The sequence below is a fragment of the Nocardia sp. NPDC059177 genome (genome assembly GCF_042755165.1).
In the GTDB taxonomy this organism is placed as follows: Bacteria; Actinomycetota; Actinomycetes; order Mycobacteriales; family Mycobacteriaceae; genus Nocardia.
In genome coordinates, this window is sequence record NZ_JBHZBX010000005.1 from 162004 (window position 1) to 174663 (window position 12660).

Here is a 12660-nt window from a genome sequence, read left to right on the forward strand (position 1 = left end):
CTATGAGGTATGTCAGGGTTGCGTGGCACCACGACTTTGATGAAGAGCCGGTCGTCTACTTTCACGAAGTCGGTGACGACAATTGGGAGACACGACGCGTTCAAATCTATCGCGACGGTCACCGCGAGTGGGCTGATGAGAATAATGAGTCCCCAACGGCAGGGTTGGCTGAAATCGAAATCGCTCCCGTGGATGAGATCCGATTGCAGCAAGAGTTCGACGCTGAGGAGATTTCCGCAGAAGAGTTTGAGGAGCAATGGCTGGCTGCGCGTAGCGGGTAGTATAAGGATCCGACACCGACAGGGGGAGTGAGAACTCGGTTCGGGGCGGCCCGCGCCTTGGTAGTGGGCGCGCGGCGGCGTGGTCGGTCGCGTGTAGCGCACCGATATCTGATGCGCCAACACGCACCTTGCCTGTGCCGACAGCCGCCCATTCGATGCGATAATCGATGCCCCTGTCATCCGAGGCTATGCCGATACAGGACAAATCCAACTGATCCGGAAAGAGCTGGACACCCTTGCCTACCCCCCGGCGTGAACAGATAAAATATATGCGGATGCCTCCCGGTAGTGAGGACGGTGGTACCGCATGGATGAATGATCTACCGGCTCGCTATGTGGACGGTCAGCGAGGTTTCGACCGACGGATCATGGAAGAACTCGCGGCCGTCGGTGTGCCCTGTTACACGCTGGGAGACTTGGCCAACGGGCCACGGACCATCCCGCAGGGGATCCCGATCTTCGTGGACTGGCTTGGCGAGCTCGAGTCGAGAATTCCTGGACCTGAGACCGACCATCGCTCCGCCATCCGGTCCGGACTTGTCCGCAATCTCATCGATCCCGCCGCGCGGGGAAACCAGCGGGCGATCGACCTGCTCATCGCCCAGATGCGCTATGAGCCGCCGCTGCCCACCCGTATTCAGGACTGGGCGTGCCAGGGTCTCCGTGTCATTGCGACCGCGAAGAACTTCGACCAGATTGCCGAACTTCTCGCTGAACTCCCGGTGGCAACGCCGACGATCCCGCTGATCGAATTTCTCGGCAAGGTCAAGACCCGCCGAGCACGTGATCTTGCGGTCGAATACCTCGACGGACCGACCCGAGAAGCGGCGATCAAAGCGCTGGTGCAGATGAAAGCTGCCGATGTCCGGCAGCTGATCGAGCCACTGCTCGATGATCCGCACCCGCCAGTGCGCGAGCAGGCGAAACGTGCGATGGAAAGGCTGGTCTGACCTCGTCCGATCTCATGGGCACGGCCCTTTCATCAAGCTCTGGAAAGTCTTGCAGCGCTTGATGAAAGGGCTCGTCACCTCAGGTGGTCGGGGTGTAGCCGAGGATGCCCTTGATCTCGAGGTAGTCGTCGAAACCGAAGGCGCCCCATTCTCGGCCGTTGCCGCTCTTGCCATAGCCGCCGAAGGGGCAGTGGAAGTCGAAGCCGTCGTTGATCGAGACGTAGCCGGCGCGGATGCGGTGGGCTACTGATCGGGCCTGGTCGAGGTCGGCGCCGGCGACGTTGCCGGCCAGGCCGTATTCGGTGTCGTTGGCGATGTCTACGGCGTGGTCGATGCTGTCGTAGGCGAGGATTGTCAGGACGGGGCCGAAGATTTCTTCGCGGGCGATCGTCATGTCGTTGGTGACGTTCGCGAATACCGTCGGTTTGACGTAGTAGCCCTTGGTCAGGCCGTCGGGGCGGCCGGTGCCGCCGACGACCAGGGTCGCGCCCTCGTCGATGCCGCGCTGGATGAGGCCCTGGACCTTGTCGAACTGTGCTTTCGATACGACCGGGCCGAGGGTGACCTCGGTGGTCGGGTCGCCGACCGTGAGTTGTTCGGCGGCTGCTTTCGCCGCGGCGATCGCCTCGTTCATCCGGGCGCGCGGTACGAGCATCCGGGTCAGCGCGCTACAGGTCTGGCCGGAGTTCATCATCAGCGGGCCGATGCCTGCCGCGACATTGGCAGCGAACTGGTCGTCGTCGAGGACGATATTGGGGCTCTTGCCGCCCAGTTCCTGGGTGACCCGTTTGACGCTGGGTGCCGCGGCGCGGGCCACCTCGATTCCGGCCCGGGTGGAGCCGGTGAAGGAGATGACGTCGACATCCGGGTGCGCAGCCAGCGGTGCGCCCACACCGGGCCCGTCGCCGTGGACGAGGTTGAACACGCCGGCGGGCACCCCGGCGGCGTCGAGGACCTCGGCGAAGATCTGCGCGCTGAACGGTGACTGCTCCGAGGGCTTCAGCACGACGGTGCAGCCGGCCGCCAATGCCGGGAACACCTTCACCGCGATCAGGCTCAACGGCCAGTTCCATGGTGTGATCAGTCCGGCGACGCCGATCGGTTCGCGGGCGATCAGGGTGGCGCCGCGCTGCTCGGTGAACGGGTAGTCGCGGAGCACTTCTATCGCCGTATCGAGATGTCCTGCAACGAGATTCAGCTGGAATCCGTTGGCCAGCGCCGCCGGGGCGCCCATCTCGGCGGTCAGTGCCGCGGCGATGTCGCCACGGCGGCGCTCGAACTCGGTGCCGATCGCGGTGAGGACGGCCAGACGCTCGTCGACCGTGCTCGCCGACCAGCTCGCGAACGCGCCGCGCGCGGCAGCCACCGCCCGGTCGACATCGGCCGCGGTGCCCGCGGCGACGGTGCCGTAGACCTCCTCGGTGGCCGGATCGACGACCTCGAAGGTCGCGGTGCCTGCCGGCTCGATCCACTTGCCGCCGACATAGAACGTGGAGATAGTGGGCATGGCTACTGGGTTCCTTCCGCGTACCAGGTGCGGAACTCGTCGTAGGAGGGCATCTCCTCGGAGTTCGCCTTCGGGTCGACGGCCACGTGGATCACGCCGGGTTTGCCGCTGGCGTAGGCCCGTTTGATCGCCGGCGCGATGTCTTCCTCGCGTTCGACGTATTCGCCGTAGCAGCCGAAGCCCTCGGCGACCTTGTCCAACCGGGTGCCGGTGCCCCAGTGCACGCCGGTCTCGAGTGAGCCCTGCCCGAAGGTGCGCTTGTAGACGCCGACCTCGAGGCCCCACGCGTAGTCGACGGCGACCACCGAGACCAGCGGAAGATTCAGCCGCACAGCGGTTTCCAGTTCGGCGATCTGGAACTGGAACGAGGAGTCACCCGAGATCAGCATCACCGGGCGCTTGCGGCCCTCGGCGACCGAGGCGCCGACCGCGTAGGGCAGCCCGGTGCCGAGATGACCGAAGTTCTGGTTCCAGATCACGTCGTGCGGCTTGGCCTGGGAGTAGGTCCAGCCGAAGATCGTGGTGGCGCCGCCGTCGCGCACCATGATGCCGTCGGCGGGAAAAGCCTTGGTGGCCTCCACGATCAGGCGCGCCGGATGCACGGGCGTGCGGCCGGACGGTGCGGTCTCGGCGAGTTCGGCCAGGCGGGCGGCATCCTGCTCGATCCAGCCGGCCAGTTCCGGGGTTGCGGTGCGCGGAGTGTCGCGCATAGCTTCGACCAGCTGCGGTACGACCGCGCGCAGGTCGCCGACCAGCGGCACATCGATCGGCCGGTTGACCCCGATCGCGGTTGGATCCTGTTCGATCAGAATCCATTTCCGGTTCGCCTCGTTGGCGACCCAGTGCCTGCCGCGCCCGTAGTGCACGGGCTCACCCAGCTCGGTGCCGATCGCCAGGCACAGATCCGACTGCACCACGGCCTCCACCGCCGAGGGGGAGAAGCCGTACGGGAAGGTGCGGTCCTCGAGGCCCTCGATATAGGAGGTGCCGCCGGAGGTCTGGATCACCGGCACCGCCAGCAGCTCGGCCAGTTCGCGCACGGACGCACCGGCGCGCGCGGTGTGCGCGCCGTGACCGACCAGCAGGATCGGCTGCTTCGCCGCCCGCAGCAGCTCGGCCGCCTCGGCGATCTTGTCCGCACCCGCCGTCTGACCGACCAGGCGATACGCCGAGGGCGGCAGGGGAGCGGGCACGTCGAGTTCTTCGAGGATGACATGCGAGGGGTATTCGATATAGACCGGGCCGGGCGTTCCGGTGAGCGCCTTGCGCAGGCCCTCGCGAATGATCTCGTCGGTCTGGTCGGCGTATTCGATACTGGCGCTGTACTTCACCGAATTCTCGAACAGCGCAGCCTGTTTGACGAACTGGATGCGTCCACGCCGCACCCGCTGCTCGGTGATCCGGGCACGCTGACCGCCCAGGAAGATCACCGGCGAGTTCTCCACCTTCGCGCACATCATCGCGCCCGCGAGATTGGCGACACCGGGACCGAGGGTGCCGATGCACACCGCGGCCTTGCCGGTCATCCGGGAGACCGCCTCGGCCATGAAACCGGCCGACTCCTCGTGATGCGGTGCGATGACGTTCCAGCCGCGTTCCTCCGCGAGATGGAACATGTGCACGAAGTTCGGATCGGGGATACCGAAAATCGTAGTGATACCTTCGGCTTCGAAGAGCTGAAGGATCCGTTCATAGACCTTGACCGACATGCCGGTGTGCCTCCGTCACTAGCGCGAAACTCTTCCTGAGGTGATCTGTGTGACCGGCCGGAACCGGCGGCAGGATCCACGAATCCGTGGTGTCACGGATGGCGTCGATCTGCGCGCCGACCTGCTCGATCGTCCACGAGGGCCGATGGACCCCCGGGGTTTCGGCGATATAGGCCCGCCCCACCCGTCCGGCGACGGCCACCAGCATCTCGCCGGTGATCGAGCAGGATTCATGGGCGAGCCAGCCGACCGCCGGAGCGGTGAGTTCGGGTCCCATCGGCGGATAGGCGGAGGTGTCGATCCCGTCCGCCAGCCGGGTCACCGCGGCGGGCACGATGACATTGCTGGTGATGCCCACGTCCGCGCCCTCGAGCGCGACGACATTGGACAGCCCGATCATGCCCGCCTTGGCGACAGCGTAATTGGCGACGCCCTTGTTGCCGTAGAGCCCGCCGATCGAGGAAGTGAGCACGACGCGGCCGTACCCGGCCTCGGCCATCACCGGAAAGGCCGGGCGCACCACGTGGAATGCCCCGCGCAGGTGCACGTCGAGCACCGACTCGAAATCCTCGTAGCTCAGCTCGCCGAGCGTTCCGTAGCGGACATTGCCGGCGTTGTGGATGAGGATGTCGAGGCGCCCGAAGTGCGCGAGCGCGGCATTTATGATCGCCTGCCCGCCCGCCGGCGTGGCGACGGACTCGCCGCACGCGACGGCTTCGCCACCGGCGGCGCGGATCTCGGCCACCACCTCGGCGGCGGGATCACCCTCGACGGTGTCGCCGCGGACACTGCTGCCCAGATCGTTGACCACCACCTTGGCCCCGCGCTCGGCCAGCAGCAGCGCGTAGGCGCGGCCGAGGCCACGGCCCGCGCCGGTGACGACGGCGACGCGATCGTCGAATCTCAGCTCCGCCACGGCATTCGCCTCCCCATCCGGTCTCCGCCGCTCATCTGCCCAGCTCCAAGCCGGGCAGCTCGCCGCTGTCGCGCCAGGTCTGCAGCAGCTCGCCGAAGGCGTAGAAGCCGGGCCAGTACGGTTCGCCGAGATGCGAGCGGATGCTCTGCTCGCCCTCGTTGTTGTAGTAGCCGGGCGTGCACTCGCGCTGGAAGGTGCTGTTGTCGACGGCGGTCTCGCGCACCGTGCTCACCCAGTCCCGGACTGCGTCGGCGGTGGGCTCGACGGTGGTGGCCCCGGTGTCGACGGCCTGTTTCAGGATGTAGGCGATGTGCTCGGCCTGCTGGTCGAACATGTCGGTGGTGCTCGCGGTGACTCCGCCCTGCAGGAACCCGGTGAAGAACAGGTTCGGGAAACCACGGGTGGTCAGGCCGTGCAGGGTCTGGTAGCCCGCGCCCCAGTGTTCGTAGAGCGAGAGCCCGTCGCGGCCGGCGAACGGCGCGATGCCGAAGCGGCGGTCCAGATCGGTGGTGATCTCGAAACCGCTGGCGAAAATGATGCAGTCCACCTCGTGCTCGACGCCGTCGGCGACGATGCCCTTGGCTGTGATACGTTCCACGCCTTTGGTTTTCGATACGTCGACCAGGGTCACGTTGTCGCGGTTGAAGGTGGGCAGGTACTGGTCGTTGAAACACGGCCGCTTGCACAGGAACCGGTAGTACGGCTTGAGCGCGGCGGCGGTCGCCGGATCGGTGACGATCTCGTCGACGCGCCGGCGCACCCGCTCCATCGCCTTGTAGTCCTCGAGCTCGCGCAGCTCCATGAACTTCTCCGGGGTCAGCGTCGCCCACCCACCGGTGGCGCTCAGGTGCGCCTCGAGGTTGCGGCTGACCTCGGTCCAGCCGTCACAGATCAGATCGGGCTGGCCGGGAGTGAACGCCTCGAAGGCGGCGGTGTGGAAGTTGCGCTTGCGTTCCCGGGTCCAGCCCGGCTGCACCGACGCCGCCCAGTCGGGATCGGTCGGCACGTCACCGCGCTCGTAGACATAGGACGGGGTGCGCTGGAAGACATAGAGGTGCTCGGCCGATTCGGCCAGGTGCGGCACGATCTGGATACCGCTGGCGCCGGTGCCGATCACCGCGACCTTCTTGCCCGCGAGCTTGTCCAGCCCGCCGTGCATACCGCCGCCGGTGTACTCGTAGTCCCAGCGCGCGCTGTGGAAGGTGTGCCCGGTGAACTCCGAGATGCCCGGGATACCAGGCAGTTTGGGCTTGTTGAACGGGCCCTGCGCCATAATCACGAAGCGGGCGCGCAGGTCGTCGCCGCGGTTGGTGCCGATCCGCCAGCGGTCGAGCTCGTCGTCCCAGCGCAGCGAGGTCACCAGCGTGCTGAAGATCGAACGGCCGTAGAGGTTGTAGTGCTTGCCGATGCGCTGCGCGTGCTCGAAACACTCGTCGCCGCGCGCGTACTTCTCGGTCGGCATGTAGCCGGTTTCCTCGAGCAGCGGCAGATAGGCGTAGCTGTCGGTGTCGCACTGGATGCCGGGGTACCGGTTCCAATACCAGGCGCCGCCGAAATCGCCTGCCAGCTCGATGATCCGGAAGTCGGTGACCCCGGCCTCCTCGAGCCGGGCGGCGGCGAGCAGACCGGCCCAGCCGCCACCCAGGATCGCGATGCCGATGTCGTCGGTGATCGGTTCCCTCGGCACCACCCTCGTGTACGGGTCGCCCTCGTAGAAGTCGGTGAAGCCGTCGTCGGTCACCAGGTACTGGCCCTGGCCCTCGGTGCGCACGCGCTTGTCGCGTTCGGCGAGGTAGGTGGCCCGGAGTTCCTCGATATCGACCTCGGGGGTCTGCGTGGGTGCGCAGTCGCTCATTGCGGATGTCCTTGCTGGAGGGTGGTTCAGGCGAGATCGCGGGGCGCGCCGGTGTCCATGTACCGGGCGAGGTTGTGGTGCAGGTTGACCACGCTGCGTTCGCGATAGGGGTTGGGCTTGGGACCGGAGAACCCGCGCGACTTCATGCCCTGCTGGACCGCGGCCATATTGTCGAAGTCCTGCGGCAGCACGGTGCGCCAGCCGGGGTCACCGACCGGGGTGTACTCCCATTCGGTCTGCGGCTCTTCGCCTTCCGGGAACAGTTCGAAGACCGCGGCCTCGAAAATGCACTGGTCCGGATCGGTGCCGTAGGGGCGGAACCGGTAGCACAGCATGTTGTTGACCGCGTGCCCGATCTGGAAGTTCGGGAAGATCTGCCAGGCGGTGCCGCTCTTGGCGACGATATCGGGTTCGACCTTGGGCCAGTCGACCCCGCGCGCCTGGTCCTCGGCCCTGGCGGTCTCGAGCCAGTAGCGCAGCACCTGGTCCGACGGGGTGCCCTCGGGCAGTTCGTCGACCAGCCGGTTGGCGACGTCGACCAGGGTGCGGGTGGTGTTGGTGTTGGCGTTCTCCCAGGTGAAGTTCTGCAGCTGGGCGGTGGAGACGCGGGCATCGGTGCCGCCGCCGACACGCAGCTTGGCCTGGTTCTCCTCCATGCCCTTCGGTGCGTCGTAGCCGATATTGCTGTGCTTGCCCTGCGCGCGGGCCCAGCCGAGGAAGGACCCGAAGTTGGAGAACTCCGGATGGGTGTAGGGGACGTGATAGGTCTCCATGAACGCTTCGAAGGCGACCTTCCAATTGCAGTCGAAGGTCAGCCATTTGCGCCACCGGTAGCGCATCTTCTCCAGCTCGAAATGCTCGAGCAGGCTCGCGGCGGGTTCGAGGTAGTCGCGCAGCGATTCGCAGTCGGGGTCCATATTGATCCAGACCCAGCCGCCCCAGGTGTCGATCTGGACCGTCTGCAGTCCGTCGTTGCGGTCGGTGAGACCGCACGGCCAGTCCTCGCGTTCGGCGACGAAGGTGTTGCGGCCGTCGAGGTCGTAGCGCCAGCCGTGGAAGTTGCAGGTGAACTGGCGGGCCTGGCCGCGTCCGTCGTGCGTGCCGGGGGGAGTGTCGATCAGGCGGCGGCCGCGGTGGGCGCACACATTGTGGTAGGCGCGCAGGGTCTCGGGCGTGGTCCGGACGACGATGATGGAGTCGGCGCCGATCTCGTAGGTCAGGTAGTCGCCGGCCCGGGGGATCTCCTCGACCCGGCAGACCTGCTGCCACACCTTGGCCCACAGCCGGTCGCCTTCGGCCTTGGCGTACTCGGGGGAGATGTAGGCCTCGACGCCGATGGTCATCGGGGTCGACAGCGGATCGGTGGCGGTTTCGGTGGTTTCGGTCATGACATTCTCCTCGTGCACACCGGGGTTCGTCAGCGGGTGATGGCGGCGCGGAAGTCCTCGTTCTCGAGGAACAGCGAGGTGTGGTCACCGCCCAGATGGGTCCAGCGCAGATTCAGGCCGCCGTCGACGAGCAGCGTCTGGCCGGTCAGATAGGTCGACAGGTCCGAGAGCAGGAACAGGATCGGCCCGGCCTGTTCATCGGGCTGCCCGCGCCTGCCCATGGTGATGGCGCGCCGGTCGCGGTCGGGATCGGCGCCGACGTAGGCCCGCGAGGCCGGGGTCTCGGTGACGCCGGGCGCGACCGCGTTGACCCGGATACCGTCCTGCGCCAGCTCCACGGCCAGTGTCCGGGTGGCCGCCACCAGGGCGGCTTTGGCGGTGCCGTAGGCGATGTGGAAGGGCGCGGTGTTCATGCCGCTGATCGAGGAGACCGAGACGATCGACCCCGCGTTGCCCTGTGCACGCAACGCCTTGGCCACGCCCTGGCTCATGAAGAACATGGTTTCCAGGTTCTGGGCGAACAGCGCGCGCCAGTCCTCGCGGGTGACGCGGGTGGCCGGCATCCAGGTGGCGGGGTCGGCGCCGCCCGCCACGTTCACCAGTCCGTGCAGGGTGCCGGGCAGGTCGGCGACCCGGTCCAGGACCTTCGCGATCCCCTCGTCGGTGCCTGCGTCGGCGGCGACCGGAATCACCGAAAGCCCTTCGGCTGCCAGAGGATTGATGTGGGTGTCGAGATTGTCCTTCGACCGGCTCACCGCCACCACGGTCGCCCCGGCGGTGGCGACCAGGCGGGTGACCGCCGTGCCGATGCCGCCGCCGCCCGCACCCGAGACGATGACGATCCGCCCGCCCAGCCCCAGACCGTCGAGGCCCGCCGCGCTCATGCCAGTACCTGGAGGGCGAGCACGCTGCCCTCGGCGTCGGCGGAGAGGTAGACGGTGCCGTCGGGTCCGGCGGTGATGCCAGCGAACGGGCCCATCGGGCCGGAGAACGGGGGAGTGCCGAGCAGCGGTTTGGCGACCACGCCCGCGGGCACGCCCACCGGCAGGTTCGCCGCGAGGACGGTGCGGACCTTGGTCGCGAGATCGAATTCGATCAGTGCCTTGAGTCCGACGTCGACGATGAGCAATCGGTTGCCGCGCACCAGGATTCCGTGCGGTGTGTCCAGACCGTCGACGACGGTGTCCACGCCGCCGCTGCCGATCGAGACGATCCGCCCGCTGCCGGACTCGGAGACCAGCACGGTGTCGTCGGGGCCGATAGCCACGCCGAGCGGGCGGTCCAGGCCGCTCGCCAGCACCTCGACCGAGCCACCGCGCAGCGAAAGCACCCGTCCCGCACCGAATTCCGCGACCACGACGGTGCGGTCGGCGGTGGCGGCGATGCCGTAGAGCTGGTCGTAGCCCTCGGCCAGTACCTCGGTGACGGGTTCGGGACCCGGCCGGTAGGAGGCGATCTCGCCCGAGGAGGTGGCCACCAGCAGCTCGCCGGGACCGACGGCGGTGACGCCGCGGACGTAGCCGGGGGTGTTGAGGCTGAACAGCGACGCGACCTGGGTCAGCCCGGCGTCACCGAACTCGTAGAGGTAGGTGCCGTCGGCGACGTAGAGCGTGCCGTCGGGAGCGACGGTCAGATCCAGCGGCCACATGAGGCCGCCCTCCAGCACGGCTTTCGTCGCGCCGCCGGCCAGGATCTCGGTGATCTCGCCGGTGAAGCTCGACACGAACAGCCGGTTGCCGACGAAGGTGCAGTTGTCCAGGCCGGGTGCGAGCGCGGCCAGTACCTGGCGTTCGCCGGTGCGCGGGTCGATCCGCAGGACCTCGCCGGTGCCGACCTGGGTCGAGACGAGGAAACCCTCGGCGTCGAACTTGACCGAGTCGGGCACGCCGAGATCGCCGACGACCCGTTCGGGTTCACCACCGTCGGGATTGATGCGCCAGATGTCGTTGGTGCCCATGACCGGGTAGTAGAGGAGTCCGTCAGGGCCGAACTCCATGGCATTGGGCATCGGCAGGTTGTCCTGCAGCACGCGCGGGGCGCCGCCGTCGAGCGGCAGTTCCATCAGGCGCCCGCCGACCCGGCATTCGTTGACGAACAGCCTGCCGTTGTGGAAGGTGATGCCGTTCGCGCCGGGCAGGCCGGCGCGCAGGACGCGCGAGGTGCCGTCGGGACTGCGCACGCTGACGCGGGCGTCCATGTACTCGGTGGCGATGAGATTGCCGTCGGTATCGAAGGCGAGATCGTCGGGGGCGACGATGTCGCCGCCCTTGGCGCTGACGGTCTCGAGCTCGCCGGTGGCGACATCGAGCGCGCTGATCTGGCTGCCCGCCACCTGCGCGATGTAGATGCGGTTGTCGGCGCCGGTGCGCAGGCCGTTGGCGCCGAACAGGCGGCTCGGTGGCGTGAGTCGGCGCAGGCTCCAGCCCTCGGCGACGGTGAATGGTGTCTCGCTGGTGTAGCGCGCCCCTCGGGTCACTGCGGGGCCCTCCCCTACGGTCGGATCAGTGGGTGTTGCGGGTCACGGTACGTCAATCCTCACAATGATTGCAATACTGGATTTGCCCGAAGGAAACCCCTGCTCAGTGCGTTGCCCGCGCGTGTGGGCACGACTGTATGGCGAGGCGCTCCGAGGGTGAGGCGGTGCCGTCGAGGGCGGCGACCGGGATCGGGCGGACTCGCCGAAAGGCAAGGGAATTAGATATGTAAGAACGTGAGAATCAGGTTATCCACAATGGTGTGGTCCTGGGTCGGTATCGGCTGAGATTTCGGAGAACCTGTGCCTGTTCCTCGCGGTCGTAGGGATGCCGACCCGGTCATCTCTACGCCGCGCCCACGGTTACGAGGCCATACCTCTGAGCTCAGGCAGAGTGAGGGCTGTGTGGGCGGGCCGACCGGAGGCCCGGGGCGACACGGTGAGGTTGCGGAGTCTATGGTTTCGGGCTTGCAGGGCTTCGGCCGTGGTGGGAAACAGGGCCGCATCGCCGGTGGAGATCTGCGATTGGTTGATTTCGATGAATGGGCGGCTGGCGCGTTCGTAGGCGGTGAAGGCGGTGATGTGGTCGTCGTGTGCGGCCAGGGATTCGGCGAGCATGTAGGCGCCGACGAGCGCGAGGCTCGATCCCTGCCCGGTCAGGAACGACGGGGCGTAGGCGGCGTCGCCGACGAGTGCCACCCGCCCGGTGGACCATTGCGGCAGATGGATCTGACCAACCGTGTCGAAGAACGGATCCGGGGAGCTACGCATGGCGTCGACGATTGCCGGTACCCGCCAACCGTCGTCGCCGAAGAGCGTGGAGATCAGTGCACGCTGAGTCTCGTTGTCGCGGAGGGCTTCGTGGGATGGTTCGGGGTGGGCGAAGGTCAGGAGGGCGTGTACGTCGTTGCTGGTTCCCACGGCGTAGAGAGCGGCGGCTCGTCCGGGGGCGTTCCAGATGAGTGCTTCGTGGGAGAGCCCGAATGTATTGGGCATGGTGCAGATCGAGAAGCAGTAGCCGAGGTAGCGCAGGTAGTTCTGTTCGGGGCCGAAGGCGAGAGTCCTGGTGCGTGAGTGCAATCCGTCGGCGCCGACAACAAGATCGAAACTGCGTTGGGTGCCGCTGCGGAAGGTGACGTCCACACCGTGCTCGTGTTCGGTGAGCGTGTCGACGGAATCGTCGAAGACGAACTCCACGTCGTCGCGGACTGCTGCGTACAGGATGTTCGTCAGCGTCCCCCGGGGGACCTCGAGGTCGTGTCCGTCGGCTCCCCCGACCACCGCCTGCGGATGAACGACAGCTGCGCGGCTGCCGTCGGCCTCGAGGAAAGTCACCCGCCGCGTATCGATATGGGCTCGCTGTAGCTGAGGCAGAATGCCCATCCGGTGCGCGACCTCGACGGCGGTGCCACGCACGTCGATCGGGTATCCGCCGCCGCGCACACCGGCAGATTTCTCTACCACCGTCACCTCGAATCCGTATCTGTGCAACCAGAACGCCAACGCGGGACCCGCGATGCTCGCGCCGGAAACCAGCACAGTTCCGCTGGACTTCATGTCAACTCCTCGGTGTCTGATGGA

10 protein-coding genes are annotated in these 12660 nt (G+C 67.0%); 2 read left to right on the top strand and 8 right to left on the bottom strand.

From position 1 onward, the window contains the following. The first annotated feature begins 2 nt into the window (after positions 1 to 2). Together ACFXK0_RS08695 and ACFXK0_RS08700 are read left to right on the top strand one after the other, a co-directional pair. Complete coding sequence (locus ACFXK0_RS08695) at positions 3 to 281, top strand: DUF6881 domain-containing protein (protein ID WP_379409379.1); 279 nt, start codon at positions 3 to 5, stop codon at positions 279 to 281. Positions 282 to 592: 311 nt separating this feature from the next. Then, positions 593 to 1231, top strand: a complete 639-nt coding sequence (locus tag ACFXK0_RS08700) for a HEAT repeat domain-containing protein (RefSeq protein ID WP_379409380.1) — start codon at positions 593 to 595, stop codon at positions 1229 to 1231. Between the two features lie 79 nt (positions 1232 to 1310). Here ACFXK0_RS08700 and ACFXK0_RS08705 read toward each other — a convergent pair whose 3' ends face one another. From ACFXK0_RS08705 to ACFXK0_RS08740, 8 genes are all read right to left on the bottom strand, one after another. Beyond that, on the bottom strand, positions 1311 to 2738 hold the full coding sequence (locus ACFXK0_RS08705; protein WP_379409381.1) for an aldehyde dehydrogenase family protein: 1428 nt from the start codon (positions 2736 to 2738) through the stop codon (positions 1311 to 1313). 2 nt (positions 2739 to 2740) lie between these two features. Continuing rightward, positions 2741 to 4447 (bottom strand): thiamine pyrophosphate-binding protein, encoded by a 1707-nt coding sequence (locus tag ACFXK0_RS08710; RefSeq protein WP_379409382.1) that lies wholly within the window; start codon positions 4445 to 4447, stop codon positions 2741 to 2743. Further along, the gene (locus ACFXK0_RS08715) at positions 4428 to 5363 is read right to left on the bottom strand and encodes an SDR family NAD(P)-dependent oxidoreductase (protein WP_379409383.1); all 936 of its coding nucleotides are present in this window, start codon (positions 5361 to 5363) and stop codon (positions 4428 to 4430) included. The genes ACFXK0_RS08710 and ACFXK0_RS08715 overlap by 20 nt, the downstream gene beginning before the upstream one ends. Positions 5364 to 5394: 31 nt before the next feature. Next, positions 5395 to 7218, bottom strand: coding sequence for a flavin-containing monooxygenase (locus ACFXK0_RS08720; protein ID WP_379409385.1), 1824 nt, complete (start codon positions 7216 to 7218; stop codon positions 5395 to 5397). Positions 7219 to 7244: 26 nt separating this feature from the next. Beyond that, positions 7245 to 8606, bottom strand: coding sequence for an SRPBCC family protein (locus tag ACFXK0_RS08725; protein WP_379409386.1), 1362 nt, complete (start codon positions 8604 to 8606; stop codon positions 7245 to 7247). 29 nt (positions 8607 to 8635) lie between these two features. After that, a complete protein-coding gene (locus ACFXK0_RS08730) occupies positions 8636 to 9490 on the bottom strand; it encodes an SDR family NAD(P)-dependent oxidoreductase (protein WP_379409387.1) in 855 nt (284 codons plus the stop codon). After that, positions 9487 to 11082 (bottom strand): SMP-30/gluconolactonase/LRE family protein, encoded by a 1596-nt coding sequence (locus ACFXK0_RS08735; protein ID WP_379409389.1) that lies wholly within the window; start codon positions 11080 to 11082, stop codon positions 9487 to 9489. Before ACFXK0_RS08735 ends, ACFXK0_RS08730 begins: the two co-directional genes overlap by 4 nt. Positions 11083 to 11442: 360 nt before the next feature. Then, complete coding sequence (locus ACFXK0_RS08740; RefSeq protein WP_379409390.1) at positions 11443 to 12636, bottom strand: FAD-dependent monooxygenase; 1194 nt, start codon at positions 12634 to 12636, stop codon at positions 11443 to 11445. Between the last annotated feature and the right edge of the window lie 24 nt (positions 12637 to 12660).

Bases quoted from the DNA above. Each gene is read 5' to 3' on its own strand.
- ACFXK0_RS08695 (WP_379409379.1), top strand. From the start codon at position 3: ATGAGGTATGTCAGGGTTGCGTGGCACCACGACTTTGATGAAGAGCCG.
- ACFXK0_RS08700 (WP_379409380.1), top strand. From the start codon at position 593: ATGAATGATCTACCGGCTCGCTATGTGGACGGTCAGCGAGGTTTCGAC.
- ACFXK0_RS08705 (WP_379409381.1), bottom strand. From the start codon at position 2,738: ATGCCCACTATCTCCACGTTCTATGTCGGCGGCAAGTGGATCGAGCCG.
- ACFXK0_RS08710 (WP_379409382.1), bottom strand. From the start codon at position 4,447: ATGTCGGTCAAGGTCTATGAACGGATCCTTCAGCTCTTCGAAGCCGAA.
- ACFXK0_RS08720 (WP_379409385.1), bottom strand. From the start codon at position 7,218: ATGAGCGACTGCGCACCCACGCAGACCCCCGAGGTCGATATCGAGGAA.
- ACFXK0_RS08725 (WP_379409386.1), bottom strand. From the start codon at position 8,606: ATGACCGAAACCACCGAAACCGCCACCGATCCGCTGTCGACCCCGATG.
- ACFXK0_RS08730 (WP_379409387.1), bottom strand. From the start codon at position 9,490: ATGAGCGCGGCGGGCCTCGACGGTCTGGGGCTGGGCGGGCGGATCGTC.
- ACFXK0_RS08740 (WP_379409390.1), bottom strand. From the start codon at position 12,636: ATGAAGTCCAGCGGAACTGTGCTGGTTTCCGGCGCGAGCATCGCGGGT.